Raw genomic sequence first — 26627 nt, forward strand, 5'->3', positions numbered from 1 at the left:
ATGCGGCACGGCGCCGCCTGTGACGCCATGATCAACGTCGGCCGCTAAAGTCTGCCACAGGACCAATACCAGGGGCCCGCGCTCCACCGGCAGCGGCAGCGCGGGCCTAGGCTGTTTGTGGTTAGACGCCGCGCTGCCGCCCCCGGAACATCACCGCGGATGTCGCAAGGACGGACCGGTCACCGAGCCGTGTCGTTGCCTTTCGCCTCTTGCTCAAGGAACTCGGCATCGACGGGACTGACCTGGAAAACCACCACCTTGGCAGTCTCGTCACCGCGGTTCACGACCCGCATCCGGGTGTTCAGCGGCTCCGCGGTCGCTTCCCCAGTTGTCAGCTCGTTCACCTCCTTGCCCTCGACTTCCATCGAAAGCGAGCCTTCCTCGACGAAGACATAAACGGGCGACGGATGAGTGTGCCACGCTGCGGCGGTCTTTGGCTCAACGGTCGCCGTGACCACCCGGATCTTGTGCGTTCCGGCCGGTAGCTCGACCTCTTCGGCCAAGACCTCATCGAGCTGGGATGCTGGCTTATCGATCTCTTCAAGGCCCTTGGCGTCTTGAGCGACCGCGCCGCTTGCGCCAGCGACGAGCATGGAGGCAGCGGCGGAGGCAAGTAGAAGCTGTCGCATTTTCTCTCTCCGATCCCATTCCCCCGCTGACCGGTAATGAACAAGACGGCAGGATGCGCGTTCCGCATTTTATCTAGCTAATGTGTGCGATGCGCACGACCTAATAATTCTGACGGTGCGCCGCTGGTATCTTTGACATCTTCATCGTTCTTATTTGACTGTCCGCCGGACAACATTGCGCGGACTGCCGGGCCGGCGGGGACCTGTAGGGCGCCCGTCCGCGTGCGATTGCCAAGGGGCGTGCCTGGTGGTGCATCCCGATCGTCGTGATGCCGATGACGGGAACCAACGTTTTACGGAACGCGCCGCCTTGGCGCTCCGTTTGTGGTGCATGACTACCACGAACGACCGCGCGTCCCGCCTTGATGGCCGCTCTCGCATCGCCGTCGTCGGCATCGGCTATGTGGGCCTGCCGGTGGCGCTGGCCTTTGCGTCCGCCGCCCCCGACCGGGTGATCGCCTATGACACCGATCCACGCCGCGTGCGGGCTCTCGCGCGTGGTGTGGACGCAACGGGAGAGGTTTCCGCCGCGGACCTCAAGGCCGCCGACCTGCACCTGACCGACGATCCGGCCGCCCTGGCGGAGGCCGACGTTCACATCATCACGGTGCCGACGCCGGTGACCGAGGCCCACACACCGGACCTGAAGCCGGTCAGGGCGGCGGCGGAAGCCGTCGGCCGGCACCTGCGGCCGGGCGGGACCGTCGTCTTCGAGAGCACGCTTTATCCCGGCGCGACCGAGGAGGCGCTGATCCCGGTGCTGGAGACGGCGTCGGGCCTGCGCTGCGGGCGCGACTTCGGGGTCGGCTATAGCCCCGAGCGGATCAATCCCGGTGACACGGACCATCGCTTCACGAACACGGCGAAGGTCCTCGCCGGCAGCGACGCCGCCACCACGGACCGCCTGCGTGCCCTTTATGGCCGCGTCATCAATGCGCCGCTGCACATCGCACCCTCCATCGCCGTGGCCGAGGCCAGCAAGGTGCTGGAGAACACCCAGCGCGACGTGAACATCGCTCTGATGAACGAGATGGCGCTGATCTGCCACCGGCTGGGGCTCGACAGCCGCGATGTCCTGGCGGCGGCGGGGACCAAGTGGAACTTCCTGCCCTTCACGCCGGGCCTCGTCGGCGGGCACTGCATCGGCGTCGACCCGTGGTTCCTGGCGCACCGCGCGGAAAGCGCCGGCGCGGAGGCCGACCTTGTCAAAACGGCGCGCCGCGTGAACGAGCGCGTGTCCGAGTTCATCGCCAACGAAATGCTCCGCCTGCTCATGCGCCGACGCACTGAAGGGGCACCGGTGGTCACCGTGCTGGGCCTCAGCTTCAAGCCCGACGTGCCCGACGTGCGCAACAGCAAGGTGCTGGACATCATCGCGCATCTGCGGCGGTTCGATGTGACGGTGCAGGTGGTGGACCCGGTGGTGCCGCGCACGACGGCGCCCGAGCCGCTGACCGCGCCGGAAGAGTGCGCCCCCGCCGACGGCGTGCTGGTGGCGGTGGCGCACCGGGCCTTCCGCGAGGGCGGCTGGCCGTTGGTCGCGCACCTGCTGGCCCGACCGGATGCCGGCGTGGTGGCCGACGTGCCGGGGCTAATCGAGCCCGGCGTCGTTCCCCGTGGCGTCGACCTGTGGCGGCTCTAGACGCGCCGCCGGGCCGGGAGACGGCGCCGGGCGGAACAGCGGCGGCGGCGGCCCCACCTCCGGCGGGTCCACCAGCCATTCCAGGCCCACGGGCTTGTAGAGGTTCACCGTGCTGAGGACCGGATGGGCCTGCAGCACGCCCGGCGGCAGCAGGACGACCGCCAGCCGGTCTCGGTCGGCCGGCTTGAAGCGCGGCTGGAACTCGGCGGGCAGGCGGGGTGAGACGGCCCGGAGGTCGGCGATGCGCCCCACTTCCAGCGTGCGACCCGGCAGGTCCACCAGGACCGGGTCGCCGGGCTCGGCACCGACGAGGGACGCGGACTCGAAGAAGACCCCCAGGTACCGCCGCCCGGAAAAGACGCGCAGGACCTCGCGGCCCGGCTCCAGAACCTCGCCGGCGACCACATCCAGCCCGGCCACCACGCCGTCGCGCGGGGCCCGTGCCGTGCCGTCGCCGTAGACGTCGCGCAGGCGGTCGACTTCGGTCCGCAGCCGGGCGATGGTCTCCTGCAGCGCCGCGACCTCCTCGCGCGCCGCCGTCCGGTCGGCCCGCAGGCCCGCCAGGTCGCGCGCCGCCTGCAGGCGGTAGCGCAGGACGTCGCCGTACCGCTCGTTCTCCGCCAGCCCCTGCTCGCGCAGGGTGTCCAGGCGATTGCGCATGTCCGTCAGGCGCGCGACATAATCCTCCAGGACCTCAAGCTCCGCCGCCGTCACCTCCAGGTCCGCCGCCCGTTCCCGCCGCCGGCGCTCAAGGTCGGCGAGCCGCACCCGCAACTCGGTGATGTCGGACAGAAGGGGCACGCTGACGTAGTGGAACAGCCGTTCGCCGGCCCGCACCCGCGCGCCGTCGGCCACCATGACGTCCTCCACCATCGCCTCGAACGGCAGCGCCACGGCCCGCTGGCGGGCGAGCACGAAGCCGTCGCCGCGCAGCACGTACAGGTGCCCGATCAGCACATGCCCCAGCACCGCGAGGAACGCGATCAGCAGGGTCAGGTAGATGTACTTTCCCAGCCGCACCGACTCCCGGCGCGGGTCGGAGGGGGTGCGATAGACCGGGCGCCGTGGGGCGATGCGCTTCATGCCTCGTCCTCCGCCCCCTTTTCAGAAAGGTCGGGGCGGTCACCCTCGAGAAAGGCATCCAGCGGGCGGCAGTGGATATCCATGGCCTCCACCACCGTGTCGGAGAACACCCGGCCCAGGGCCTGGCGCAGCCGGTCGGCGGCATCGGGACCATGCTCCGGCCCGGCCCCGGCAAGCAGGACCGTCAGCCGCGACATGTGGTAGGCCACCGTGTCCTCGGTCCGCAGCAGGGCGGCCAGTTCCTCGCCGACGCGCCGCGCCAGGTCGCCGCGGGCCGCCGGATCGGTCTCGGCGCCGACGTCGATGGTCAGCACGCTGCTGCCGAACGCCCGCCGCTCCCCCAGCGCGCGCAGCTTGCGGCCGACCGACAGCAGCGTCTCCAGCCCCACCAGCGAGACGAAGCGCGACAGGATGGCGTGCGGGTCCTGCAACTCGATCACGCCGGAGAACAGGGCGTCCAGCCCCTTGGGCGTGACGGCGTAGTCGTAGAGGAACCGGCGCGGACTGCGATCGATTGGAAATCGTTCGGCGCACGACAGGCAGCGGCCGGCCACGGCGGTTTCCTCCGCCCGCGCATCGCAGGCCCGGCAGACCGTGATGGCGCCGGGCTTGTCGTAGTCCATGCCGATGTGGCGCAGCGTCCGCCGGCACTTGGGGCAGCGGTACAGGTCGCCCTCGGCATCGAAGGTCTGCTCCGGCCCCTGGTAGCCGCAGGTGAAGTGGTGGACGAGCATCTCCTCGCCGATGTCCGGGCTACCGCATGTGGCGCAGACGTCCCGCAGCAGGGCCTTGAGGCTGCCGCACTCGGGGCAGGGGTGCCCGGCGTCGTTCACCGTGCGGGAGACGTAGCCGGCGGCGCCCAGGTCGGCGACGAGGGCTCCGCCGCCCAGGTCGCCGCGCGACGGCGCCAGGCGCTCGAACGGCCAGGCGACGCCGGGGCCTGCGGCATCGTCCAGCCGGGCGGAGGCGCCGTCCCGCATGTGGATGAAGGCCAGCAGGCCGAGGTAGGGATCTTCCGCCGCCTTGGCCCGCGCCGCCGCCGGGACGTCGCGATACCGCGCGCCCGCCGCCAGCCCGGCCCGCACGGCTTGCGTGAAGCGGCCGGCGTCGAAGGTATCCAGTTCGTCATCGGCCAGCGGCCACCGCGTCTCCAGCGCGACCACGGGGATCAGGCCCGCCCACGCCGGCCGCTCCGGCGCGAGGGCGGCGTCGGGCGCGCCCAGGCAGACGGCCACGTCCGCGCGCTCCGGGTCCTCCACCAGATCGTAGTGCAGGCGAAGGGCCGACGGCAGGGGCACCTCCGGGGCCGCCCGCACGAACAGACGCACGGAGGTCCCGTTCTCCTGTCGGGTCGGTGCTGTCGTCTCGGTCAAAAGGCATACCTCCTACGCCTTTAACGCGGACGGACGCCTCGTCCGTTGCGGCGGAAGAAGGTGCCGGAGGTCAGTACCGGGGGACCTGCCGCCGCACCTTGGCGGGCACGAACGGGTCCTTGTAGGAGCCGCGGAAGACCAGTTCGTTGACGACGGCGTAGAGCCTTACCCACCGCAACAGGTAGACGTTGGCGACGGTGTAGAGCGGTACGTAGGGCAGGTAGCGCAGGTCCGTGCGCTTGTCCGGCGACAGGGCGAGAAGCAGCAGGTACTTCACCACCTGGAGCGTCACGTACATGATCTGCACAGCCAGCAGCACCGCGATGAACCAGATGCCGTAAAGCAGGAACTGGTCCACCAGATAGGCCAGGAAGAGGAATGGAATCAGCGCGGTAAAGATGAACCCGTCCACCATGCCCGCCGCCAGTTGTCCGTCAAAGGCCTTCTGGCGCGGCACCAGGGCGTAGCGCCGCGCCTTGCGGAAGCGGTTGCGGACCAGCGAGCGGTTCCACCGGACCCGCTGGCGGATCAGTCGGGCGATGCTTTCGGGGGCGATGGTGCGGCAGACGGCGTGGGGCTCGAACAGCGCCGTCCAGCCCGCCAGCCGCAGCCGCACCATCATGTCGCCGTCCTCGCCCGGGCCAAAATCCCAGCCGCCGACGCCGCTGACGGCGGTGCGCCGGTACATGCTGAAGGCGCCCGAGCCCACGAAGAAGAACCCGAACATGTTGTTGACCAACCGGCCGGCCATGATGGCGATGAAGTAGTTGATTTGCTGCAGGCGGGTGACCAGCGTCGCATCCGCATTGCGGACCCGCAGCGTGCCGCCGACCGCGCCCACGTCGGGATCGCGGAAATGCCCGGCGGCGACGGCCACGGCATCGCGGTCGAAGGTGGTGTCGGCATCGGTCAGCAGAAGGATCGGCTGGCGGGCCAGCGCGAGGGCGGTGTTCAGTGCCGAGGACTTGCCGCCCCGGCTTTCGGCGCGCACGTACCGGTCGATCATGCCCTGCCGCTCCAGCCGGCGGCAGACTGCGGCCGTCGCGTCGGTGGAGCCGTCGTCGGCGACGATGATCTCCAGCGGCCGGTGCGGCTGCTCGCGCAATGACGTGACCGTGCGTGCGACGCTGTCCGCATCGTTGTGGGCCGGCACCAGGACGGATACGCCCAGGGCGGGATCAGCGCCTTCGCTGCGGCGGGCCGGCAAGGCGGGCGGGGCGTGCTCCCGCCCGAACAGCCACGCGCCGATGACGACAGCGTAGCTGACGAAGAAACGCGGCACCTCCACCAGGACCAGCAGCCAGAAGGTGCGGATGAACTGCTCCGGCGGAAGTCCGAACAGGAAGTGCAGGGCGGTGTCGATCAACGGAACCTCCGATGGAGGTATAACGCCGTCGATCGTATGAAGGCTCCGCCGGGTCACGTCCACGGGTGATCCTGGTGTCCGCACGCTGCGGGAAACCGGGTGGCCGAAAATATGCCACGCGGAGGCAACGATAATATTTTCCGCGTTCGGATATAAAGGGGGTCCAAAAGGATACGTCTGTGGTAAATCTTGATCATGCAAGTGAGGTAATCACGCTACGCTTTCGTGCGGGAAGCGCCAGCGATCTCACCGCTAGAGCATGAACGACCGAGTGCTTGTGGCGCGATGTCGCACTGAAGAACTCGGACAAACATCCATCAGACCGGAGACATGATGACCGCCTCCACCGCCCAAGTCGACCTTGACCGCACGCGCCGCCTGTCCTTCCTCGGCATCGATGAACGCACTCGCGAACTGCTGAGAGAGGTGCGCCCCCTGCTGGAGCCGCACGTGGATGCCATCCTTGATGGCTTCTATCGGCACCTCAGCAGCGAACGCGAGTTGATGACGCTTTTCGGCGGGCAGGCCAGCCTGGCCCATGCCCGCGAGATGCAGCGGCGCCACTGGATGGAGAACGTGTTCTCCGGCGAGTTCGGCGACGGCTACATGAAGCAGGTCACTATCATCGGTCGCGTTCACGAGCGCGTGGGCCTGGAGCCGCGCTGGTACATGGGCGGCTATTGCTTCACCGTGAACCGCGTGGTCGAGGTCATCCAGGCCGCCTGCCGCCGCAAGCCGCAAAAGGCGGCGGAACTGATCGCCGCCGTCAACAAGGCGGTGTTCCTGGACATGGACATCGCCATTTCGGTGTATATCCAGACCGCGCGCGAAACCGCCGCCGCCAAACTCAACACCTATGCCGACGCTTTCGAGACCGAGGTCCGCACGCTGGTCGAGGCCGTCGCCGGCGGCGCCGGTCAATTGAAGAAGACCGCCGACCGCATGACCGACACCGTGCGGACGACGAGCGAGGAGACCGCCGCCGTCGCGTCAGCCGCCGAGGAGTCCTCGGCCAATGTCCAAACGGTCGCCAGTGCCGCCGACCAGCTCAGCGCCTCCATCCGCGAGATCGCCCAGCAGGTCGCGACGGCCACGACGATCTCGCGCGAGGCCGTCGCCGAAGCCGATCGCACCAGCGACATCGTCAACGGCCTCGCCAAGCGGGCCGACAGCATCGGCGAGGTGGTGCGGCTCATCAACGACATCGCCAGCCAGACCAACCTGCTTGCGCTGAACGCCACGATCGAAGCGGCGCGGGCCGGCGATGCCGGCAAGGGTTTCGCGGTCGTGGCGAATGAGGTCAAGAGCCTCGCCGGACAGACCGCCAGGGCAACCGAGAACATCGCCGCCCAGATCGGCGACGTGCAGGAGGCGACCAAGGAAGCCGTCGGCGCCATCGAGCAGATTGGGCGGACCATCACCCGCATCAGCGAGATTTCCGGGTCGATCGCCAGCGCGGTGGAGGAGCAGAACGCGGCCACCAGCGAGATCGCCCGCAGCGTCCAGCAGGCGTCTACGGGCACGCGGGAGGTCACGCAAACCATCGGGTCGGTTTCCACCGCCGTCTCCACCACCGGTGACGCCGCCCGCGAGGTGCTGACGGCGTCCGAGACGCTGACCGGCCAGTCGCAGGGGCTGCGCGAGCAGGTCGACACGTTCCTGGTCAAGATCCGGACGGCCTGACCACCGCCGCCAGGGCGGGCGGCAACGGCGACGCCTGTCCCGGTGGGCAGACCGTCGCGGCTCGGCCCCTGGCGCCGCACTTCTCCAGAACGAGGCCGTGCGATCCGCCGTTGATCGGCCAGGACAGCACAGGAGGACGAGAGCCATGAACCGCAGGAAAGTCGCTGTAGTGGCGTTCGCGACCGCCGTCATCGCCAGCGTGCCGGCCGTCGCGGCTGAAACGGTTGTCGAGATGACGAACCGCCTCAACTACATGCCGGAGACGGTCACCATCTCCGCGGGCGACACCGTTCGCTGGGACAATACGTCCGATCTGGTTCACACGGTGACAGCCGATCCCGCCAAGGCCAGTGACCGGGCGCATGTCCGCCTGCCGGACGGTGCGGAGCCATTCGATTCCGGCTCCATCCAGGCGCGCGGCAGCTATAGCCACACCTTCACCGTGCCGGGCGAGTACACGTACTTCTGCATTCCGCACGAGGCCGCCGGCATGATCGGCAATATCGTCGTGGAGTAGGGGGCGGCCCCAGATGCGGCGCCTGTTGCAGGCTTGAGGGCGTTCTTACAGGTTTTTCCCCGGAATGTTGATGGAGGCCCGAGGGTTCTTGGGCTTTCTTCGACTTGTTAACGGATCAGTCACCGGTAGAGCCGCGTCCGCAGGAAAACCCGTCAGCCGTTGAACGACGGGTCCAGCGGATGCAGCGGGCGGCGCACGAAGCGGTAGGGCAGGCGGGCGAAGTCGGGCGACGCCAGACCGCCGCTGTCGGCCAGGATGACCTTGCCGGCGATGGGCTCGAACGCCGCGCGGAAGTGCTGTTGCGACTTCAGCGCCACCACGCGCTTGCGCTGCGGGTCGATACCGTTCGCCAGGAACATCTGACGGTCGATGGCCTGGACCAGATTGCTCGTCACAAGGATGTCGACGCCGCCCACGCGGAACACGGCACTGCGCCCTGTTGACTGTCTCATGCCCTTCCACATGGGACCGTCGCACACGAAACTGCCGTCCGACAGGTACGCCACCGTGCCTGTGAGCCTCAGAGGCCCGCCGCCCATGGAGGGATCGCTGTGGCCGCCGAGCGCGAGCGTTACCTCCGCCCCCAGGCCCGCCTCGTGCAGGTGGATAGCCGCCGCCTCGTCGTGCAGGCCGCCGAAGGCCGCATCTTGCACATCGTACGCGATGAGGGCAGAGACCAGGGCGGTGGCGTCGCCGTAGGCGCCGTCGCCGGGATTGTCGGAGAAGTCGGCGATGACCAGCGGCCCGCGTGAGGAATCGAAGTCCCGCGCCAGTGCCGCCGCCTCGTTCACCGTGAAGTAGTGCTCCATCACGCGGTCGCGGGCCTGCCAGATGGCATCCATCAGGCTTTCGGCGATCTCGCGCGCCTCGGCGTCGTCGCCCGTGGTGGTGACGGTGACGGTGGGGCCTGTCTGCGGCGTGTCGGCCAGCGCGAAGCCCGCATTGATGCTGACGTCCAGAACGCCGTCGCGCGTTTCCAGCGACCGCGCCTGCTGGAGCAGCCCCACCATGGGGCCGGTGTCGGTGCGTCCGCCCTCCGCCGCCGTCAGCATGGGGCGGCGGGCCAGGGTCACGCGCGGCCGGCGGCCGGTGCGGAAGACGCTCGCCAGGATGCGCCCGGCCTTGGCGCCGGTCTCGCGCATGTCGACGTGGGGGAAGGTGGCGTAGGACACCAGCCCGTCGGCCAGGTCCGCCATGCGGTCGGTGACGTTGGCGTGCAGGTCCAGCGTCGCCACGAGCGGAACGTCGCGCCCCAATTCCCGGCGCAGGTCCGCCATCAGCGCCCCTTCGCCGTCGCGGTCGTCCTCCGTGACCATGGCCCCGTGCAGGGAAAGCATCACGCCGTCAAAGGGGCCTCGGGCGCGGGCGGTTTCCAGGATCGTGCCGGCGAAGTGCTCCCAGGCCGCGCGGGTGACGGGGCCGCTGGGGGTGGCGAAGCAGGCGACGGTCGGCACCAGGTCCCAGCCCTCGGCCTCGGCTGTGTCGATGAAGCCGGCCACCTCGCTGTTGGTGCCGCGCAGGTCGGACAGGACGGCGTCGCCCTCGAAACAGAAGAACCGCCGGAAGGCGTCGACATCCGTCGGCGTCCGGCAGAACGTGTTCGTCTCGTGCATGAATTGCCCGACCAGAATACGCTTGGGCATGCGCGTCTCCCTGACCCAATGTCATCTTGGGCCGGGAAGTGGTCCTTGCGGGCGTGTCCATTTCCTGGCTATGCGTTCCCGCCGCCAAATGCAACCCTTTCCTTTCTCCTCCTTCCAAAGAGGCAGGCGCTCCGGCCCATGTTCGACACCACCATCCGGTACTTCTGCGAGGTCGCCCGCCTGGGCTCCATCCGTCGCGCCGCCGAGAGCCTGAACCTCGCGACGTCGGCGCTGTCGCGGCAAATGGCGAACCTGGAGGCGACGCTGGGAACGCCGCTGTTCGAGCGCCACGCCCGCGGCGTCCATTTGACCGAGGCCGGGCGGCTGTTCCACGATCACGCCCGCGCCACCATGCTGGACCTGGAGCGCGTGCGCGGCGAGATCGATGCCCTGGCCGGGCGCCACCGGGGCCATATCCGCGTCTGCACGGTGGAGGGGCTGATCGGCGACCTGGTGCCGGATGCCGTCGCCGACTTCCGGTCGCGCATGCCCGACGTCACCCTCTCTGTCCTGACGGATGGTACCGTGGGCGTGGTGCGGGCGGTGGCGGATGATGCCGTGGACGTCGGCTTCGCCTTCCATCCCCGGCCGCACCGCGACGTCGAGGTCTACCAGGAAGCCGTGCAGCCGTTGCACGCCGTCATGGCGCCCGATGCGGGGTTCCGGCTGCCGGACCGGCCGCGCCTGCGCGACCTCGTCGACCTGCCGCTTATCATCCCGCCCGATTCCAGCTATGGCGTTCGGCAGTTGATCGACGGGGTGGCGCGGGCCGACTCGTTGGCGCTGCGCCCCGTGCTGACCAGCGATTCCATCACGGGCCTGCGCGAAATGGCGGCGCGCGGTCTGGGCGTGACGCTGTTGCCGCTGCCCTCGGTCCACAAGGACGTGCGCGCCGGGCGTCTGCGGGCGGTGCCGCTGGCGGACGCCAATCTGCGGGATGCGCGGGTGGGCATCCTGGTGCGCCGGGGCCGCATCCTGCCGCCTGCGACGCGCGCCTTCCTCAGCCGCGCCGGGCTGCTTCTGGCGGAGTCCTCCAGCACGCCGATGCCCTGAGTGTTGCCGAATTGCGAACGCGATGACGCGAAATGCTGCTTGTTGCCGAACCCTCCTGGACGCGAGCCTTGATGAGGCCGTGGAGGTGATCCGCGGGCGTGTCCCAGGGGTGCCGTTCCGGAAGGCGGCGGTGCCCGGCATCAAAGCCTTCCGCGTGCCGCAGCGCACCAACACGAACACAAGGCCGCCGGAAAAGGCGGCCGCCGAGGCTCTCATCGTTTACCGGAGGCTTTCGCATATGAACGCATTCGCCCGCACCCTGATCAGCGGTGTCTTCGCCGGGGCCCTGATGGCCGGCGGCCTGGCCGGCGCGGCCGACGCCAAGACCATCAAGATCGCCCACGAGGAACCCGCCGACGCCGAACGCTCTGCCGCCCACATCTCGGCGCTGGTGTTCAAGGACGTCATCGAAAGCCGCTCCAACGGCGAGATGAGCGTCGACATCCATGCCGCCAGCGACCTGGGCAACCAGCGCGAGCGCATGGAGTTGACGAAAAACAACATCATCCAGGTCAATATCGCGTCCATCGGCGGGCTGGCCGGGTTCTATCCCGCCATCAACGCCATCGACCTGCCCTTCGCCCTGCCCAACGTGACGACCGCCTACAAGGTGTTCGACGGTCCCTTCGGCCAGAAGCTCGCCGACGACATGGAGGCCGAGACGGGGCTCAAGCTGCTGGCGGTCAACGCCGGCGGGTTCTACGTGCTGACCAACAGCGAACGTCCGGTGAAGACGCCCGCGGACATGAAGGGCATCAAGTTCCGCACCATGTCCGTGCCCAGCCACATCGCCATGATGGAAAGCCTGGGTGCCGCCGCGACGCCGGTGCCGTGGGACGAGCTTTACAGCGCGCTGCAGACCGGCGTGGTCGAGGGGCAGCACAACCCGATCCCCATCATGGCGATCGGCAACCTTCAGGAAGTGCAGAAGTACGCCACGCTGACCAACCACCTGTTCGGCGCCGACTGGTGGGTCACCAGCAGCAGCTTTCATGACGGCCTGAGCGACGCCGAGCGCGTCATCTTCGACGATGCCGTGGAGGCCGCCAAGCTGGCCGGCCGGGGTGCGAAGCTCAGCCTGCGGGCCACCGACTTCGGCGTCGGCTTCCTGAAGGATGCCGGCATGGAGGTCTACGCCCCGACCCGGGACGAGCTGGCGCAGTTCCGCGACAAGGCGGTTCCCGCCGTCATGAAGACCATCGAGGAAGACCTGGGCGAGAAGGGCACCGCGCTCGCCAACGACCTGCTCGACGCGGTCGAGGCCGCCCAGACCGGTCCGGCGCAGAACTGAGGACCACGCCAGGCGGGCGGCGGAGGACGTTCCGCCGCCCGCCGGTCCATCGTCGCCGCCGTCGTCGTCCGGGAGTTCCGTCCGCATGTCCCGCCTGTCCAAGACCGCCGCCGTCCTGGAGCGCCTGACCATGGTGCCGCTGCTGATCGCGGGCGCCGCCATGGTGGCGATCGTCGTCGCCGGCACCTTCTGGCGCTACGTCCTTGGTGATCCGCTGCTGTGGACCGAGGAAGCGGCGCGCTACCTGATGATCTGGATTGCGCTGATCGGCGCCAGCGTCTGCATCCGCCACGGCGAGCATGTCCGCGTGGAAATACTGGTGCGCCTGCTGCCGGGCGCCCTGCGCAAGGTGGTGGATGTGGTCGTGGCGGCGCTGATCCTGGTGTTCCTGGGCGTGCTGGTCTGGATCGGCGGCGGCATGGCGCTGGAGGCGATGCGCCAGACGTCTCCGGCGCTGGGCATTCCCATGGCCGTGCCGCTGGCGGTCATTCCGCTGAGCGGCGCGCTCATGGGCCTGCACCTGGTCCTGCGGGTGGCGATGCTGGCGACCGGCGAGCGCGCGGGCGTCTTCGACTGGGACGCGCCCGACCAGGACCACGCGGACTGGGAGGCCGGCCGATGACGTGGTTCATGCTGGGCGCCTTCTTCGTGCTCATGCTCCTGGGCACGCCGGTGGCCTTCGCGCTCGCCGTGACGGCGGTGCTGACCATGGTGCAGATGGACATGCTGTCCATGCTGCGCATCGTGCCCATGAAGTTCTATTCGGGCATCGACCTGTTCAGCCTGATGGCGATGCCGTTCTTCATCCTGGCCGGCGACATCATGAACCGCATCCGCATCACGGATCGGCTGGTGGACCTGGCGAACGTGCTGGTGGGGTGGCTGCGCGGCGGGCTGGCGCATGTGAACATCGTCGTGTCGGTGTTCTTCGCCGGGCTGACGGGCGCCGCCGTCGCCGACACCGCCGCGCTTGCCAAGATGCTGATCCCCGCCATGGAGCGGCAGGGCTATCGCCGCCCCTTCGCCGCCGCCGTGACCGCCGCGTCGTCGATCATCGGGCCGATCATCCCGCCCAGCATCATCATGGTGATCTACGGATCGCTGATGAACGTCTCCATCGCCGGCCTGTTCGCCGCCGGCGTGGTGCCGGGCCTGTTGGTGGGCGTGGGTCTGATGGTCTACATCGCCGTTTCGGCCAAGCGCCTGGACCTGCCGAAGGTGGGCCGCCCGGCCTCGACGGCAGAGGTGGGCCGCGCGCTCAAGCGGGCGCTGCTGCCGCTGATGATGCCGGTCATCATCCTGGGCGGCATCCTGGGCGGGGTGTTCACGCCGACGGAGGCGGCGGCCGTCGCGGTTGTCTTCGCCCTGTTCGTCGGGTTCTTCGTCTACCGCAACCTGTCCTTGAGCGACATGCCGGCGGTGCTGACCGACATGGTGCGGGCCAGCGGCAGCGTGTTCATCATCCTGTCGGCCGCCGCCATTCTGGGGTGGCTGCTGGCGATGGAGCAGGTGCCCCAGGCCATCGGCGAGGGCCTTCTGGGGATCAGTGAGAACCCGCTGGTGTTCCTGCTGATCGTCAACGTCCTGCTGCTGGTCATCGGCATGTTCATGGACATGACCGCGGTGCTCATCATCCTGGGGCCGATCCTGCATCCCATCGCCATGGACCTGGGCATCGACCCGCTGCACTTCGGCATCGTGATGATCGTCAACATCAACCTGGCGCTCATGACGCCGCCGCTCGGCGCCTGCCTGTTCGTCACCTGCACGGTGTCAAAGGTGTCGCTGGAGGTGCTGTCGCGCGAAATCCTGCCCTTCCTGCTGGTGGTGATCGGCGTGCTGGGGCTGGTGACCTACGTGCCGGCGCTGTCCACCACCCTGCCGCGCCTGCTCGGGTTTGGGTGACGCGGCGCGGCGGGTTTTCTTCACTGAACAGAGGATTTGAGATGACGGTCAAGATCGCCCTGTGGGGCGTCGGCGCCATGGCCTTGCGCATGGCCGACATGCTGCTCGACCGCTCCGGCGTCGCCATCGTCGGCGCCATCGACCGCCACCCCGACAAGGTGGGACGCGATGTTGCCGAACTGGCCGGGCGCGCGGAGCCTTGCGGCGCGGTGGTGTCCGAGGACGCCGACGCCGTGCTCGCCCGCCAGCCGGATATCGTGCTGCACGCCACCGACAGCTTCCTGGCCGCCGTGGCGCCGGACATCCGCCGGGCGGTGGAGGCCGGCGCCGACGTCATTACCATCGCCGAGGAAATGGCCTATCCCTGGGCCGCCGATCCGGTTCTGGCGCAAGGGCTGGACGCCGCCGCCCGCGCGTCCGGGGTTACGGTGCTGGGGACGGGCGTCAATCCCGGCTTCGTCATGGACAGCCTGGTGCTGGCGCTGACGGGCGCCTGCGCCACGGTGGATCGCATCCACGTCAGCCGCGTCAACGACCTGTCGCAGTTCGGCCCGACGGTCATGCGCACCCAGGGCGTCGGCCTGTCGCCGCAGGCCTTCGCGGCGGGCGTGGCGGACGGCTCCGTCGTCGGGCACGTCGGCTTTCCGCAGTCGGTGGGCATGATCGCAACCGCGCTGGGCTGGACCATCGACCGGGTGGAGGAAACGCGCGAGCCCATCATCTCCGACATCCGGCGCGAAACGCCGCACGTGACGGTGGAGCCCGGCATGGTCGCCGGCTGCCGCCATGTCGCCACCGGCTACAGCGGGGATACGGCGGTGATCGTGCTGGAACACCCCCAGCAGGTGCGGCCCGAGGCCGCCGGGGTGGAGACCGGCGACACCATCCACATCGACGGCGCGCCGCCCATCCGCGTGGCTTCGGCGCCCGAAATCCCCGGCGGCGCCGCCACGGCGGCACTGGCCGTCAACATGATCCCGCGTGTCCTGGCGGCGGCGCCCGGCCTTCGGACCATGGCCGACCTGCCCATCCCCACGGCCTGGACCACCCTTGATCCGCAATCCGCAGCACGGAGGAACGCATGACCGACACGGCGACACGCGGCGAGTGGGTCCGCATCCACTGGCTTGTGCTGGAGGCGGGCCACCGGGCCCCCAACCTGCCCGACGACACCCGCGCCGTGCCGCTGGAGGCGCGCGCCAAGGGCTTCCTGCTGGACGAGGCGGCGCGCATCGGCGACCGCGTGCGCATCCGCACGCTCATCGGCCGCGAACTGGAGGGCCGCATGGAGGCGATCAATCCCGAATTCGGCCACGACTTCGGCCGTGCCGTGCCCGAGCTGCTGGCCGTCGGCCCGGAACTGCGCCGCATCCTGCAGGAGAGCACGCGATGAAGGATTTCAGCTACGCCGCCATCATGGGTCGCAAGCTCGACATCATGCGCAACGCGCTGGGCGTCGATTACGGCCCCTTCATGACCCGCCCCGTGTCCTTCGACTACGAGGGGCTGATGGGGCTGGTGGACTATTCCATCGACGAGGTCCGCGCCATCCAGCGCAGGCACGGCGTCGGCAACACGCCGCTGTTGGAGCTGCGCAACATCACCCGGCTCGCCCGCGCCACCTCGCCCAAGGGCAAGGGTGCGCGCATCTTCGTCAAGGACGAGGCCGCCAACCCGTCGGGCAGTTACAAGGCGCGGCGGGCGTCGCTGTCCGTCCACCACGCCCAGGCCTGCGGCTACAAGGGCGCGGTTTCGGCCACCAGCGGCAATTACGGCGCCGCCGTCGCCTCGCAATGCGCCATGCGGGGGATGGACGCCATCGTGGTGCAGGAGGTGTTCGACAGCCGGGGCATAGGCCAGCCCGAAATCCTGGAGAAGGGCCGCAAATGCGACGCCTACGGGGCGGAAGTTCTTCAGCTTTCGGTCGGGCCGGAGCTGTTCTACACCTTCCTGCGGGTGCTGGAGGAAACGGGCTACTTCAACGCCTCGCTCTACACGCCGTTTGCCATCGCGGGCGTCGAGCCGCTGGGCTACGAACTGGTGGAGCAGACCACCGAGATGACCGGCCGGGCGCCTGATGTCGTCGTCTGCACCCATGCCGGCGGCGGCAACCTGACCGGCACCGCGCGCGGCCTGCGCAAGGCGGGGGCGGCGGATACGCAGGTGGTCGGGGCCAGCGTCGACCTGTCGGGCCTGCACATGGCGAGCGACACGGACTTCAACCGCAAGCACTTCACCACCGGCCACACGGGCTTCGGCGTCCCCTTCGCCACCTGGCCGGACCGCGCCGACGTGCCGCGCAACGCCGCCCGCGTGCTGCGCTACATGGACCGCTACGTGCTGGTGAAGCAGGGCGAGGTTTTCTACATGACCGAGGCCCTGGCGCAACTGGAGGGGCTGGAGCGCGGCCCGGCTGGCAACACCTCGCTCGCCGCCGCCTTCGCCCTGGCCCGCGAGATGGACGAGGACCAGACCATCGTGGTGCAGGAGACCGAATACACCGGCGCCGGCAAGCACCCGACGGCGCAGCTTACCTTCGCGCGCGCCAACGGCATCGCCATCCGGCGCGGCAACCCCGACGAGGAACGGCCGGGCCAGGACGTCGTCATTCCTGAACGGCCGGAGCAGATCGCCCTGCGCGACTTCGACCTGAACCGCGCGCGGGCGTCGCTCATCCGCAAGGCGGCGGAACAGGCGCGGCAGGCTGATCCGGCGTGGGCGGCCGACGACGTGGACGTCGCCTTTCTGGCGGAGGAAACCCGGCTGGCGCCGGAGTCCGTTTCCCGTCTGCTGCCCTGATTTCCTTCCTGGGATGGTTCAAGGTCGGGGAGCGGCAAGCGTCGGGGAGCAGGTCACTCGGCTTCCCCTCTGCCGAACTCACTAAACGACACCCAACAGAGTGTCGCAAGGGCGTTGGCACAGAGGGGGCGAGCCGTTGAAGCTCTCGACGAAGGCGTTGTCCGTCGGCTTGATGGACCCGTTCAAAGGAACTGGCGGCAGGTCAGTTGAGTTTCATCTCAACGAGAGAACTTGAAGTGCTGGAGAGCCGGTGCGGTGTCCAGCCCTTCAAACCTTTTGTAGGGTCCGGAGGACACGCATGAGGAAAACAATCCGCCAAATATCTACAACTTCCTTGGGTATGTTTTGCGTCTTCACTGCAATATTCCTGAGCGTTTCGACCGCGGGTGCGGTCATTTTGACGCCGCGCATCAGCGATAATTCCGGAGGGTCTCTGATCCAAAAGGCGGCATACGACCGCACGATCGAACAGATTCAGCGGGACCTGAACCGCGCGGGTTATGAGGCTGGTTCCGTGGACGGCGTGCTGGGCAGCAGGACGCGCGACGCGATCCGTGCATATCAGCGGGACAACGGTCTGCCGGTTACCGGACAGCCGGACCAGGAGCTGCTGGATCACATGGCGTCGTCCGACGCGGCCGAAACCCGTTCCGATCAGGTTCGTGAGGCGGCTGGAAGCCGCGGCGGCTCGACTCAGGAGACGATTGAGCTTCCGCCGGACGTCATTGAAGGGTTCTACATTACATTGGACGACGTCCGTGCCAAAAGCGATCAGGTGTACGACGCTCTCGCCGGTGCCGCCGGCGACCCGATCTCCAAGGACGACTTTGTCACAACGAAGTTGCCGGACAAGGTCGTACCTGAAGACGCCGACCGGGAACTGCTGCAGAAGCTGTTCAGCGTTCTCGATATGAATGACGACGGCAAGTTGACCCGTGCCGAGTGGAGAGAGCGGATCGAAAGCGACTTGGCCTTTGCCGATGAGAACGAGGACGGCAAGATCACGCTCAAGGAACTCTCCCGCGCGCGCGAAAACATCGGCATTGGCGATGCGCTTCGAATGATCTTCTGAGGCTTGATGCGAAGCGCCGCGACCTCTCCCTGAAGCCGATCCGTTTCAGAGGGTGAGCAAGCGTTGGGGCCGTTTTCTAACTGCGGAGATACTTGATCAAGGCGGCGATAGCCAGCACCAGGACCAGGATGATCAGAATCCAGATGATGCCCATGCCGAACGTCATTCCCCATCCCATCGCGTAGCCGTCCATGTGCATCATGCCACTTCTCCTACATATTATTGCACTGCGGGAGTAAACGCTCTTGGGCTTGCGGCGTTCTCTGATCTGCTTGCCCCGGTCCCATCTCCAATGGGGCGTGTTCGAGCTTCCTGCCGAATGAGAGTTTTGGTCGGAAGGGCGCGCGTTAAAAAGAGGGGCGCGGAGCAAAGTCCGCGCCCCGGAGGTCAGGGAGGCTTCGGGGGTGCCGGCGTCAGGGCGCCGGCTTGGACGGCGGGGTGAGAGGGACCGAGAGGCCCCGCCGTCATTGGGATGCGGTCCCAGGCTCGTCGGATGCGCTGCCAGTGCCGGGGATGGCCTGGTTCTGGCCGGTCGTGTCTCCCGGTACCGCGCCCGGCTGCTCCACGCCGCCCGCCGGCGGCGCGTTGGCATCCTCCGGCTGATCGCACGCCGCCAGAAGAGGGAGCGACAGGGCCAGCGCGAAGGGAGCCGCGAGCCGCTTCAGCGAGGTATTCCGGAAAGCCATTTTCGTTCTCCTCCAGGATGAAAGGTTCGGTTTCGAGGCCGAGGCTGGATCCCTGAAGACGAGATTGCGGGCGAAGATTATTGCTTCTCCCGCAGGTGCTGCTCGATGGTCTGCGCGATCTGCGGATTGTTCTGAGCCGCCGTCGCGATGGTGTTGTACTCATCGAGGGAAAGCCCGGTGTCCCGGATCGCCTGGATCATCTCCTTCTGGGCTTCCTGCCGCAGGGCATCGCCGTCGCCGCCCTGGTCGAGCTGCGCCGAGAAGTCCTCGGTGACCTTGTTGACGTCGATGACGGCTTCGGCAAAGTTCTCGAGCTTCTTGTCGCTGAACTGCTGCTGCGCCGCGCCGGGCATTCCGGTTTCGCCACCAGCGCCGGAGCCGGCGGTCTGGGCGACGGCGGGAGACGCCACCAGCGCCATCGCGACGATCGGCAGGGCGAAGCGGGTCGAGGCGAATTTCATATGGTTACTCCGTAAGTGTTTAATGGTACGGCGTGCCGCAGAGCCACAGGCAGGAGGTGCACCCCAAGTCCGGCGGCTTCACCCCAACCGATGGGCACCGGCCGGGAAAAGTTCCGCACGGTCCGGCAAGATTTTTCAGCGGAACTTTTCGTCCTCTCATCCCGTCTGTCTTTTCGTTCATCAACCGGCCACGCGAGAGGACATTGGATAAACCTGACCTGGAATGGCAGATCGCGCGCGAGACCCCGCATCTGCGCCGCTACGGGCACGCGCTGACGGGCAATCGTGATGACGGTGATGACCTGACGCAGGCGTGTCTTGAACGCGCGCTGCGGAAGCGGGCCCTGTGGAAACGCCGCGGAAGCCTGCGGTCCTGGCTGTTCCGCATCCAGTACACGCTCTACGTCGAGCGAAAACGGACGCGGAAGAGAGAAGTCTCGATGCCGGATCCGGCCCTGTCCGAAGCGCAGGGAACGCCGGCCCGGCAGGACCAACTGCTGACGTGCAGGAGCGTCGTCGAGGCCCTCGACACGCTGCCGGATGATCAGCGCGCGGCCCTGCTGCTCGTCGCACTGGAGGATATGTCCTATGACGACGCGGCGGCAGCGCTCGGCATCCCGATCGGAACCTTGCGGTCGCGCATCTGGCGGGCGCGGGAGAGCCTGAGGAAGTGCCTGGTTCCGGCACAAGCCAAACTGAAACGGGTCAAGTAGAATGACGAACGAGCCGATCACCGATCTGGACATCCTGGCCTATGCCGATGGCCGCCTTGACCGTGATCCCGCCCGGCGGCGCCTCGTTGAGCGGGAAATGGCGAACGATCCCGAACTGGTGGCGCGTGTCGCGGCCTTCCGGTCGCAGGACGAAGCGATTCGCGCGGCCTTCCCGCTGCCGTCCGACGACATGCCGGTGGATACCTCCTCGGCGCGCCGGTCCAGGACGGCTCCCAGGGCATGGCGTCATGCGGCGACGATCGCGCTCATGCTGGCGTCCGGTGGCGTCGGCTGGCTGGCAGCGACAGACTCGGAAAGCGTTCATCCGCATCTCAGCGCGTTCACGGACGGAACCTTCCTGAGCGAACTTCAGCCGGTCACCGCCTCTGCCATCGAAGGCGCGGACGAAGCGCCGCTTCTGGCCGATGCCGGCTACGCCCTGATCGACACGAAGCCGATCAGCCGGAACGGCGCCCGCCTGGAACAGTTCACGTTTCAGAACGACGTCGGCCGGGTCGTGAGGGTTTTCCGGCAGCGGCGGGGGCCTGAGACGATGCCGCCGATTCCCGTTGTCGAACGGGACGGCTCCTCGATGGCGGTCTGGGAGGACGGGCCGTACGCCTATGGCCTGCTGACCTCGGAGGATCCGGCCGAGGCCCGGAACCTTGCCGAGATCGCACGGCGCAATATCCGGAAATTGGGCATGGGACGCTTCACCGTCACCGACAACGGTTCCGGTCCATCGGCTGCCCGGCCCCAGGTGACGACGAGTGATCCAGCGTCGCCGCCGCCGCAACCGGCCGTCGAGCAGGGCCTGCCGGGGCCCATCACCGATGGGTAGGTGTATCGAAGAGGCATGCGCCCTGGAAAACGGGCACCCTTCGAGAAACTCGTGAAAAAACAAGGACATTTGCTATGTCTTTAGGAATTCTCGGCCGTGTTGCCGTGTCCGCCGTTCTGGTCGGCGCCTTCGTCGTCTATTTCGGGACGTCTCTTCCCACGTCGATCCCCGATTGCCATAGCAACCGGGGCGCCGAAGCAATCGAAGATCTGGCGAAAGACGCGCTGGGTGGTTCTATCGAAGTCGGCCGGGTGAAGGAAACCGGCCGCGTGTTCGATAACGACGGCGAAATCGAAGCCTACACCTGCAAGGTCGCCGTCCAGGGTGATGGAGACGTGAGACTCCTGTCCGTTCTGCTGGAAGACGATGATGGTGCCGTCATTGCCCGGCAGGTCAGTTCCCTCAGCCCGTGAGTTGCCGCCGGGATGAATGTGCATGGATCGTCAGAGGGGGCGTGTAGTCCCGCCGCCTGCAGCACCCGAACGACAATGTGACAGCAATGAAGGCCAGCACGGGGTCGCGCTGGCAGGCAATCGTATCGATTTCGGCGAAGATTGGCTGCGCGGCGCAGACGTTGAACGAGTGGATCAAGAAGCCTGGGATTGACAGTGGCAAGCGGGCTGGTGTGGAACAGGCTGTCCATGACCGGCGGCCGGCCAAAGGCCAGGGGCTCATCCACCACTCCGATCGCGGCAGCCAGTATCTCTCGATCAGATACACCGAGAGGCTGGGCGAAGCTGGCATTGAGCCTTCCGTCGGCAGCGTGGGCGACAGCTATGACAATGCGCTGGCCGAAACGATCAACGGCCTGTCCAAGGCCGAGGTGATCCATCGGCGTGGGCCATGGCGCAGCGCCGAGGCTGTGGAATACGCTACCCTTGAATGGGTGGAATGGTTCAACAACCGACGGCTGCTTGAGCCCATCGGGAACATCCCTCCGGCAGAAGCCGAGGCAAACTTCTACGCCGCCCCGGAGAAACCAGCCATGGCAGCGTAGCTAACCGATATCGGCCTCCGGAAAAGTCGGGGCGGTTCAGTCGGGAAGGGAGACGTCCGGCCGCAGGGTGTCGACCTGCGCTGGCGCCACCGGAGCCTCTTGCGGTCGCGGCGGTTCGGCGGCCGGCGGCGCGACGAGCCTCTGCACCAGATCGACGGCCCCGGCGACGGCGGCCCGCAGAAGCCGGACGAGCCTGCGGGCGAGCGACGGGTGCTCCGGGCCGGCTGCCGCTTCGGCGGCGGGAAGAAGGGCGGCGATCCGGTCCGCCGGGTCGGCCGGGATTCTCAGCGGCTGAGAATCCTCCTCGGCATAGGCGACATGGGCGAAGACGGCGGCCACGCGGGCCGCTCGCGCCCGGGCGATCCGAAGACACCGGGTGTGCAGGGAAAGCTGGATTTCCGCGGGATCGCCCGCCTCGCGCAGCCGGGAGGGGATGCGTCTGCGCCAGTGGTAGACGGCGCCGCGGCGGAACACGTGCTCGGGCATGACGGCCTCCTTCTGGGCCGTCTCGCCGTCGGATTCTCAGGGATGTGGGGCACCCCTGTGGTACAAACGACGAAAGCGGCCGCCTGGGGCGACCGCTTTTCGAGGATTTCCGCGCGGGTTTGGCTGGGGGACCAGGACCCCCAGCAGACGCCGATGGCGTCCCGCAAACCGTTGATCACCCGTCGGCGATCCACATGAGTTTGCGATACTGTGTCACAGGCAGGGGCTACGCTCAAGGGGGATGAGCGGTGCGCCGACACGACTGCGGCGCAGCCGTTGCATGCCTATCTAAATCGGACTCGGAGCCGTGATCGTGTCGTGGCAATCGCTGCGGTAGGCGGATCAGCTTCAGCTCCTAAACCACCCCAACGTGAAGGCATTTTTATGGGGCCTGACACCAAGCGGCGAACTCAGACTTTCGGCGAGGCTGTACCTGAAAGAGTGTGTCGAAGTTGTCTTGCCGACGGAGCATGCTTCAAAAGGTCCTCGATATCGCCAGCGGCTTTGCGGAGCATTGGCCGGTATCCTTGGGAAAGGAAACGGTCTTGCTGAAGGTGATCGAGAAGCGGCGCCAGCCCATCGCTTAGACGGCGCCCTGCGCCCTCGCTCAATGTTTAGGATAGTGCGGCTGGTATCGGTGGTTTGACCGGCAATCGGCTGTAGCAGGATCATGAAGCCCTGCGGCCCTTGCTCACGCCATCAGTCGGGATTATATTAGGTTTATGCGTCGTGAAGTGTGCATAGCCGTGGCGGTTATCGTCGGTGTCCTGATGCTTATCGGGCAGCCTTATTTTGCGTATGGCGTCGGCGCTGGCGATGGCGCGGCGATGTCCGAGTCCTGCTCCGCCTGCGACACGATGCCCGCGCCCATGGACATGACATCCTGTCATGCCATGTGCGCCGCAAGGGTCCAAACCAGCACCATCGGCAGCCACTTCGCCCCCTACCCGGCGACCTTCCACACCGCCGCCGGACACGTCTGGCGCGGCCTTTGTCTGCCGCCTGAGCCCTATCCTCCAAGAGCCACTCTCGCCGCGTGATTCCGGCGGGCGCCGCTTGGGCGCCTGCGCAATCAAGTACATCCGTCGAGCGAGAGTAGAATGCACAATCTGTTTGCGCGGCCCATGAGCCGCCGCGGACTCCTGCGCGCCAGCGCTGGGTTCGCCGCCGTCGCCGTTGCGCCAAAGCCTGTATTCGCGGCTTTGGAGCGCGACATCATTTCCCTGAAACCGGCTGCGGCGCGTGCCCAGCTTGTTCCTGGGCAGCCCGAGACATCCGTCTTCGCCTACAACGGCTCCGTGCCGGGCCCGGAGATCCGGGTCAAGCAGGGCGAGCGCCTTCGGCTGGCAGTGAGCAACCGTCTGGACCAGGAGACGACCGTCCACTGGCACGGTATCCGAACGCCGAACGCCATGGACGGGGTGCCGCACCTGACCCAAAAGCCCATCGGCCCTGGCGAGACGTTCCACTACGAGTTCGACGTCCAGGACGCCGGGACATTCTGGTATCACCCGCACCACCACAGCATGGAGCAGGTCGGGCGTGGCCTTGCGGGTCCGCTGATCGTGGAAGAGCACGAACCGATCCAGGTGGACCGCGACATCACGTGGCTGCTCGGGGACTGGCGCCTGAAGGCGGATGCGTCGATCAGCGACGACTTCGGCAACTTCATGGACCTCAGTCACGGCGGTCGTGTCGGGAACACGCCGACGATCAACGGCCGCCTGCCAGGCGACTTCAGGGTCCGAAGCGGAGAGCGTATCCGTCTGCGCCTTATCAACGGCGCGAACGCGCGGATCTTCGGCCTGAACTTCGAGGGTCACGATCCGCAGATCATCGCAATCGACGGCCACCCCGTCGAGCCGCATCGCCCGAACAGCGGAAGGGTCGTGATCGCGCCGGCCCAGCGCATCGACCTCGCAATCGACATGGGCAACGACCCGGGGCGCACCTTCCGCGTCGTGGACGACTTCTATCCCAAGCTCGCCTATGAGTTGGTTCTCCTCTCCTACTCGGGGGACGCGCCGCTTCGGAGCAGCCCCCTGGATGCCGGTCTGCGGCTGCCGGACAATCCGGTTGCGGAGCCTGACCTGTCATCTGCCGTGCGGCACGAGGTGGTCCTCGGCGGCGGCATGATGGGCATGATGCAGGGGGCCATGATGCATGGCGAGATGACGGACATGCGCACGATGATGCGCCAAGGTATGGCCTGGGCCATCAACGGCGTCGCTGCCTCGGGCCATGCGCTTGATCCGGTTTTCGCCGTGAAGCGCGGCCAGACCTGCGTCGTGTCGGTCGTCAATCAGACGCGCTGGCACCATCCCATGCATCTGCACGGCCACACCTTCCGGGTCCTCTCCCGGAACGGCACCCGGACGCAGCATCGCGAATGGCAGGACACCGTCCTTCTTGATCCCGACGAGCGGGTCGAGATCGCCTTCGTCGCTGACAATCCCGGCGATTGGATGTTCCACTGCCACATCCTTGAGCACCAAGCCTCTGGGATGATGAGCGTCATCCGCGTCGCCTGACCAAAGGACATGACAATGCGCAAGATCGCTTCTGTTAGCGCGGCCGCCGCCCTCATCGCCGCCGGCGCGCTCTTCTATCCCTCCGTCTCATCTGCCGAGGCCATCGAGGCGGTCCTCTACAAAAATCCCCAGTGCGGCTGCTGCGAAGACCATGCCGAATACCTGGAAGAGAACGGGTTCAGCGTCGAGGTCGTGGAGACCCACGACCTTCCCTTGATCAAACAGGAGCACGAGGTTCCGGTGGATCTGGCTGGATGTCACACGATCCTCGTCGACGACTATGTCGTCGAGGGGCACGTGACGGCGGAGACCATCAAGCGGCTGTTGGACGAGGAGCCGGACGTCGCCGGCATCTCGCTTCCCGGTATGCCGCTCGGGTCGCCGGGCATGTCCGGGCCGAAGCAGGCGCCACTGGAGGTCTTCACCTTCGGAGGTGGCGACAGCAGGCTGTATGCGACCGAATGATGAAGCCGCGTTTGAAATGGGTCGTGGTGGGGAGCGCGCTTGCGCTCTCCATCACAGCCGCCGTAGGTCTCGCCGTGATGACGGTGCAGCCTGCAAGGCCGGACGCGTCCGATCCCCGTTTGGTCAGCCTTGGGCAGAAGGTCTATGCCGACTACTGCGCCTCCTGCCATGGCGTGAACCTCGAGGGGCAGCCGGACTGGCGGACACGCGACGAGGACGGGCGCCTGCCGGCGCCTCCACACGACGACACCGGCCATACTTGGCACCATCCAGACGAACAACTTGTCGGCATTGTCCGTGACGGCCTGGAGCCTTATGCGCCAGAGGGCTACCAGAGCGACATGCCGGGGTTCGGCGACGTCCTGACCCGGGAGGAGATCCTCGCGGTCATTGCCTACATTAAGAGCACATGGCCGGACGAGATCCAGGCTCGGCAGGCAGGCCGATCGGCACAATGAACGGGAGGAGCACCATGATGGCCCTTCGAAAAATCGCTGTCGGCGCCATCATGACGGGCATGCTGACCGCCGGAACCGTGCCGGCCACCGCTCACGACGCCGGCCACGTGGCGCGGCAACTGAGTGAAGAGGAGGTCTACTTCCAGCTGATGGACAGGGCTGCCCCGAAGTTCGGCTTGGAGGATGCCGGCGGAGATGTGGTTTCGCTTTCGGATTTCGTCGGCCAGATCGTCGTCCTCAACTTCGTCTACGCCAGTTGCACGGATATCTGTCCGATGCACTCGCAGCGGATCGCCGAGTTGCAGGAGATGATCAACGGGACGCCGATGCGCGATATGGTCCAGTTCGTGTCGATCACCACCGATCCGGTGAAGGACACACCAGAGGTAATGAGATCCTATGGAGCACTTCACGGTCTGGACGACGAGAACTGGGTCTTCCTGACCAGCGGCCAAGCCCGGCCAGTCGATACGCGCGACCTTGCCGCCGCCTTCGGCCACCGGTTCGACCCGGCGGGCGACGGCAGTCAGATTCACGGTCTCGTCACCCACGTCATTGATCAAGACGGCCGTCACGTCGGGAACTTTCACGGCCTCGACTTCGACCCGGTCAGTCTGGTCAGCTTAGTCAATGCACTTACCAATGCGAAAGCGCCGCACCTTCATAAAGAAGGCGGGTTGTGGGACCGGCTGATCGGTCACTTCACTGCAAGGTGACCTGCCGGATCCCGGCCGAGGACGCGCGGCACGACACCGCGGCCAATTGCCGGATGGCGATCGGCGGGGTGATGTACGACCTGACCGGCTACATCCCTCAGCGCGTGACGCTGCCCGCCGTCATGACCCGGCACTGCGGGACTAAGGCGACGGGCGTCTATACGACCAGGGGGCATGGCCGGCCGGCCTCGCCATCTCCGACCCGCTGCTTAAACAG

Annotated in this window: 27 protein-coding genes and 1 pseudogene; 19 read left to right on the plus strand and 9 right to left on the minus strand. The window is 67.2% G+C overall.

Features of this window, described 5'->3' with window-relative positions; all coding sequences use genetic code 11:
* Positions 1-179: 179 nt before the first annotated feature.
* Positions 180-629 (minus strand): cupin domain-containing protein, encoded by a 450-nt coding sequence (locus LG334_RS06010; RefSeq protein WP_404384264.1) that lies wholly within the window; start codon positions 627-629, stop codon positions 180-182.
* 331 nt (positions 630-960) lie between these two features.
* Here LG334_RS06010 and LG334_RS06015 point away from each other — a divergent pair, with 331 nt between their 5' ends.
* Complete coding sequence (locus LG334_RS06015) at positions 961-2271, plus strand: nucleotide sugar dehydrogenase (RefSeq protein ID WP_404384266.1); 1311 nt, start codon at positions 961-963, stop codon at positions 2269-2271.
* On the opposite strand, the gene LG334_RS06020 is transcribed toward LG334_RS06015, so the two are convergent.
* The 3 genes from LG334_RS06020 to LG334_RS06030 form a co-directional block, all read right to left on the minus strand.
* On the minus strand, positions 2221-3354 hold the full coding sequence (locus tag LG334_RS06020; RefSeq protein WP_404384268.1) for an HlyD family secretion protein: 1134 nt from the start codon (positions 3352-3354) through the stop codon (positions 2221-2223). The genes LG334_RS06015 and LG334_RS06020 overlap by 51 nt on opposite strands.
* Entirely contained in the window at positions 3351-4682 is a 1332-nt protein-coding gene (locus tag LG334_RS06025) for a hypothetical protein (RefSeq protein WP_404384270.1), read from the minus strand. Before LG334_RS06025 ends, LG334_RS06020 begins: the two co-directional genes overlap by 4 nt.
* Positions 4683-4797: 115 nt before the next feature.
* Positions 4798-6093 (minus strand): glycosyltransferase, encoded by a 1296-nt coding sequence (locus tag LG334_RS06030; RefSeq protein ID WP_404384272.1) that lies wholly within the window; start codon positions 6091-6093, stop codon positions 4798-4800.
* A 330-nt stretch (positions 6094-6423) separates the two neighbouring features.
* On the opposite strand from LG334_RS06030, the gene LG334_RS06035 reads away from it, so the two are divergent.
* Both LG334_RS06035 and LG334_RS06040 read left to right on the plus strand, forming a co-directional pair.
* Complete coding sequence (locus LG334_RS06035) at positions 6424-7776, plus strand: protoglobin domain-containing protein (RefSeq protein WP_404384274.1); 1353 nt, start codon at positions 6424-6426, stop codon at positions 7774-7776.
* A gap of 145 nt (positions 7777-7921) precedes the next feature.
* Positions 7922-8293, plus strand: coding sequence for a plastocyanin/azurin family copper-binding protein (locus LG334_RS06040; protein WP_404384276.1), 372 nt, complete (start codon positions 7922-7924; stop codon positions 8291-8293).
* 152 nt (positions 8294-8445) lie between these two features.
* On the opposite strand, the gene LG334_RS06045 is transcribed toward LG334_RS06040, so the two are convergent.
* Positions 8446-9936 (minus strand): M81 family metallopeptidase, encoded by a 1491-nt coding sequence (locus LG334_RS06045; RefSeq protein WP_404384278.1) that lies wholly within the window; start codon positions 9934-9936, stop codon positions 8446-8448.
* A 138-nt stretch (positions 9937-10074) separates the two neighbouring features.
* Here LG334_RS06045 and LG334_RS06050 point away from each other — a divergent pair, with 138 nt between their 5' ends.
* The 8 genes from LG334_RS06050 to LG334_RS06085 all read left to right on the plus strand — a co-directional run bounded on the left by LG334_RS06050 (position 10075) and on the right by LG334_RS06085 (position 18056).
* On the plus strand, positions 10075-10989 hold the full coding sequence (locus tag LG334_RS06050) for a LysR family transcriptional regulator (RefSeq protein WP_404384280.1): 915 nt from the start codon (positions 10075-10077) through the stop codon (positions 10987-10989).
* 238 nt (positions 10990-11227) lie between these two features.
* Positions 11228-12280 (plus strand): DctP family TRAP transporter solute-binding subunit, encoded by a 1053-nt coding sequence (locus LG334_RS06055; RefSeq protein ID WP_404384282.1) that lies wholly within the window; start codon positions 11228-11230, stop codon positions 12278-12280.
* Positions 12281-12365: 85 nt separating this feature from the next.
* The gene (locus LG334_RS06060) at positions 12366-12902 is read left to right on the plus strand and encodes a TRAP transporter small permease (protein ID WP_404384284.1); all 537 of its coding nucleotides are present in this window, start codon (positions 12366-12368) and stop codon (positions 12900-12902) included.
* Complete coding sequence (locus LG334_RS06065) at positions 12899-14185, plus strand: TRAP transporter large permease (protein ID WP_404384286.1); 1287 nt, start codon at positions 12899-12901, stop codon at positions 14183-14185. Before LG334_RS06060 ends, LG334_RS06065 begins: the two co-directional genes overlap by 4 nt.
* 41 nt (positions 14186-14226) lie before the next feature.
* Positions 14227-15270 (plus strand): 2,4-diaminopentanoate dehydrogenase, encoded by a 1044-nt coding sequence (gene ord, locus LG334_RS06070; RefSeq protein WP_404384288.1) that lies wholly within the window; start codon positions 14227-14229, stop codon positions 15268-15270.
* Positions 15267-15578 carry a 2-amino-4-oxopentanoate thiolase subunit OrtA gene (gene ortA / locus LG334_RS06075; RefSeq protein ID WP_404384290.1) on the plus strand — a complete coding sequence of 104 codons (312 nt, stop codon included), beginning with the start codon at positions 15267-15269 and terminating at the stop codon, positions 15576-15578. The genes ord and ortA overlap by 4 nt, the downstream gene beginning before the upstream one ends.
* A complete protein-coding gene (ortB, locus tag LG334_RS06080) occupies positions 15575-16984 on the plus strand; it encodes a 2-amino-4-oxopentanoate thiolase subunit OrtB (RefSeq protein ID WP_404384292.1) in 1410 nt (469 codons plus the stop codon). Before ortA ends, ortB begins: the two co-directional genes overlap by 4 nt.
* Positions 16985-17282: 298 nt before the next feature.
* A complete protein-coding gene (locus tag LG334_RS06085; protein WP_404384294.1) occupies positions 17283-18056 on the plus strand; it encodes a peptidoglycan-binding protein in 774 nt (257 codons plus the stop codon).
* A gap of 76 nt (positions 18057-18132) precedes the next feature.
* On the opposite strand, the gene LG334_RS06090 is transcribed toward LG334_RS06085, so the two are convergent.
* The 3 genes from LG334_RS06090 to LG334_RS06100 all read right to left on the minus strand — a co-directional run bounded on the left by LG334_RS06090 (position 18133) and on the right by LG334_RS06100 (position 19203).
* Positions 18133-18258, minus strand: a complete 126-nt coding sequence (locus LG334_RS06090; RefSeq protein WP_404384296.1) for a hypothetical protein — start codon at positions 18256-18258, stop codon at positions 18133-18135.
* A 262-nt stretch (positions 18259-18520) separates the two neighbouring features.
* On the minus strand, positions 18521-18742 hold the full coding sequence (locus LG334_RS06095; protein ID WP_404384298.1) for a hypothetical protein: 222 nt from the start codon (positions 18740-18742) through the stop codon (positions 18521-18523).
* Positions 18743-18819: 77 nt separating this feature from the next.
* Positions 18820-19203 (minus strand): DUF4168 domain-containing protein, encoded by a 384-nt coding sequence (locus LG334_RS06100; RefSeq protein WP_404384300.1) that lies wholly within the window; start codon positions 19201-19203, stop codon positions 18820-18822.
* A gap of 203 nt (positions 19204-19406) precedes the next feature.
* On the opposite strand from LG334_RS06100, the gene LG334_RS06105 reads away from it, so the two are divergent.
* The 4 genes and pseudogenes from LG334_RS06105 to LG334_RS06120 all read left to right on the plus strand — a co-directional run.
* Positions 19407-19916 carry a sigma-70 family RNA polymerase sigma factor gene (locus LG334_RS06105; protein WP_404384302.1) on the plus strand — a complete coding sequence of 170 codons (510 nt, stop codon included), beginning with the start codon at positions 19407-19409 and terminating at the stop codon, positions 19914-19916.
* Between the two features lies 1 nt (position 19917).
* A complete protein-coding gene (locus tag LG334_RS06110) occupies positions 19918-20757 on the plus strand; it encodes an anti-sigma factor family protein (protein WP_404384304.1) in 840 nt (279 codons plus the stop codon).
* Between the two features lie 74 nt (positions 20758-20831).
* Positions 20832-21170, plus strand: coding sequence for a hypothetical protein (locus LG334_RS06115; RefSeq protein WP_404384306.1), 339 nt, complete (start codon positions 20832-20834; stop codon positions 21168-21170).
* 212 nt (positions 21171-21382) lie between these two features.
* Positions 21383-21754 (plus strand): annotated as a pseudogene (locus LG334_RS06120) (integrase core domain-containing protein); the annotation flags it as partial.
* Between the two features lie 36 nt (positions 21755-21790).
* Here LG334_RS06120 and LG334_RS06125 read toward each other — a convergent pair.
* Positions 21791-22240 (minus strand): DUF6538 domain-containing protein, encoded by a 450-nt coding sequence (locus tag LG334_RS06125; RefSeq protein WP_404384308.1) that lies wholly within the window; start codon positions 22238-22240, stop codon positions 21791-21793.
* A 1100-nt stretch (positions 22241-23340) separates the two neighbouring features.
* Between LG334_RS06125 and LG334_RS06130 the strand changes: the two genes are divergently transcribed.
* Genes LG334_RS06130 through LG334_RS06145 form a run of 4 tightly spaced genes read left to right on the plus strand, consistent with a single transcriptional unit; the run spans position 23341 to position 26410 of the window.
* Positions 23341-24771: a multicopper oxidase family protein gene (locus LG334_RS06130; RefSeq protein ID WP_404384310.1), complete on the plus strand. Its 1431-nt coding sequence runs from the start codon at positions 23341-23343 to the stop codon at positions 24769-24771.
* A 15-nt stretch (positions 24772-24786) separates the two neighbouring features.
* Complete coding sequence (locus tag LG334_RS06135; protein WP_404384312.1) at positions 24787-25236, plus strand: DUF411 domain-containing protein; 450 nt, start codon at positions 24787-24789, stop codon at positions 25234-25236.
* Positions 25233-25694: a c-type cytochrome gene (locus LG334_RS06140; protein ID WP_404384314.1), complete on the plus strand. Its 462-nt coding sequence runs from the start codon at positions 25233-25235 to the stop codon at positions 25692-25694. Before LG334_RS06135 ends, LG334_RS06140 begins: the two co-directional genes overlap by 4 nt.
* Before the next feature lie 14 nt (positions 25695-25708).
* Positions 25709-26410, plus strand: coding sequence for an SCO family protein (locus tag LG334_RS06145; protein WP_404384316.1), 702 nt, complete (start codon positions 25709-25711; stop codon positions 26408-26410).
* The last annotated feature ends 217 nt before the right edge of the window (positions 26411-26627 follow it).

It is taken from the genome of Caenispirillum salinarum (genome assembly GCF_044803115.1).
Taxonomy (GTDB): domain Bacteria; phylum Pseudomonadota; class Alphaproteobacteria; order Rhodospirillales; family Rhodospirillaceae; genus Caenispirillum; species Caenispirillum salinarum_A.

Bases quoted from the DNA above. Each gene is read 5' to 3' on its own strand.
- LG334_RS06010 (WP_404384264.1), bottom strand. From the start codon at position 629: ATGCGACAGCTTCTACTTGCCTCCGCCGCTGCCTCCATGCTCGTCGCT.
- LG334_RS06015 (WP_404384266.1), top strand. From the start codon at position 961: ATGACTACCACGAACGACCGCGCGTCCCGCCTTGATGGCCGCTCTCGC.
- LG334_RS06020 (WP_404384268.1), bottom strand. From the start codon at position 3,354: ATGAAGCGCATCGCCCCACGGCGCCCGGTCTATCGCACCCCCTCCGAC.
- LG334_RS06035 (WP_404384274.1), top strand. From the start codon at position 6,424: ATGATGACCGCCTCCACCGCCCAAGTCGACCTTGACCGCACGCGCCGC.
- LG334_RS06040 (WP_404384276.1), top strand. From the start codon at position 7,922: ATGAACCGCAGGAAAGTCGCTGTAGTGGCGTTCGCGACCGCCGTCATC.
- LG334_RS06045 (WP_404384278.1), bottom strand. From the start codon at position 9,936: ATGCCCAAGCGTATTCTGGTCGGGCAATTCATGCACGAGACGAACACG.
- LG334_RS06050 (WP_404384280.1), top strand. From the start codon at position 10,075: ATGTTCGACACCACCATCCGGTACTTCTGCGAGGTCGCCCGCCTGGGC.
- LG334_RS06055 (WP_404384282.1), top strand. From the start codon at position 11,228: ATGAACGCATTCGCCCGCACCCTGATCAGCGGTGTCTTCGCCGGGGCC.
- LG334_RS06060 (WP_404384284.1), top strand. From the start codon at position 12,366: ATGTCCCGCCTGTCCAAGACCGCCGCCGTCCTGGAGCGCCTGACCATG.
- LG334_RS06065 (WP_404384286.1), top strand. From the start codon at position 12,899: ATGACGTGGTTCATGCTGGGCGCCTTCTTCGTGCTCATGCTCCTGGGC.
- ord (WP_404384288.1), top strand. From the start codon at position 14,227: ATGACGGTCAAGATCGCCCTGTGGGGCGTCGGCGCCATGGCCTTGCGC.
- ortA (WP_404384290.1), top strand. From the start codon at position 15,267: ATGACCGACACGGCGACACGCGGCGAGTGGGTCCGCATCCACTGGCTT.
- ortB (WP_404384292.1), top strand. From the start codon at position 15,575: ATGAAGGATTTCAGCTACGCCGCCATCATGGGTCGCAAGCTCGACATC.
- LG334_RS06085 (WP_404384294.1), top strand. From the start codon at position 17,283: ATGAGGAAAACAATCCGCCAAATATCTACAACTTCCTTGGGTATGTTT.
- LG334_RS06090 (WP_404384296.1), bottom strand. From the start codon at position 18,258: ATGATGCACATGGACGGCTACGCGATGGGATGGGGAATGACGTTCGGC.
- LG334_RS06095 (WP_404384298.1), bottom strand. From the start codon at position 18,742: ATGGCTTTCCGGAATACCTCGCTGAAGCGGCTCGCGGCTCCCTTCGCG.
- LG334_RS06100 (WP_404384300.1), bottom strand. From the start codon at position 19,203: ATGAAATTCGCCTCGACCCGCTTCGCCCTGCCGATCGTCGCGATGGCG.
- LG334_RS06110 (WP_404384304.1), top strand. From the start codon at position 19,918: ATGACGAACGAGCCGATCACCGATCTGGACATCCTGGCCTATGCCGAT.
- LG334_RS06115 (WP_404384306.1), top strand. From the start codon at position 20,832: ATGTCTTTAGGAATTCTCGGCCGTGTTGCCGTGTCCGCCGTTCTGGTC.
- LG334_RS06125 (WP_404384308.1), bottom strand. From the start codon at position 22,240: ATGCCCGAGCACGTGTTCCGCCGCGGCGCCGTCTACCACTGGCGCAGA.
- LG334_RS06130 (WP_404384310.1), top strand. From the start codon at position 23,341: ATGCACAATCTGTTTGCGCGGCCCATGAGCCGCCGCGGACTCCTGCGC.
- LG334_RS06135 (WP_404384312.1), top strand. From the start codon at position 24,787: ATGCGCAAGATCGCTTCTGTTAGCGCGGCCGCCGCCCTCATCGCCGCC.
- LG334_RS06140 (WP_404384314.1), top strand. From the start codon at position 25,233: ATGATGAAGCCGCGTTTGAAATGGGTCGTGGTGGGGAGCGCGCTTGCG.
- LG334_RS06145 (WP_404384316.1), top strand. From the start codon at position 25,709: ATGATGGCCCTTCGAAAAATCGCTGTCGGCGCCATCATGACGGGCATG.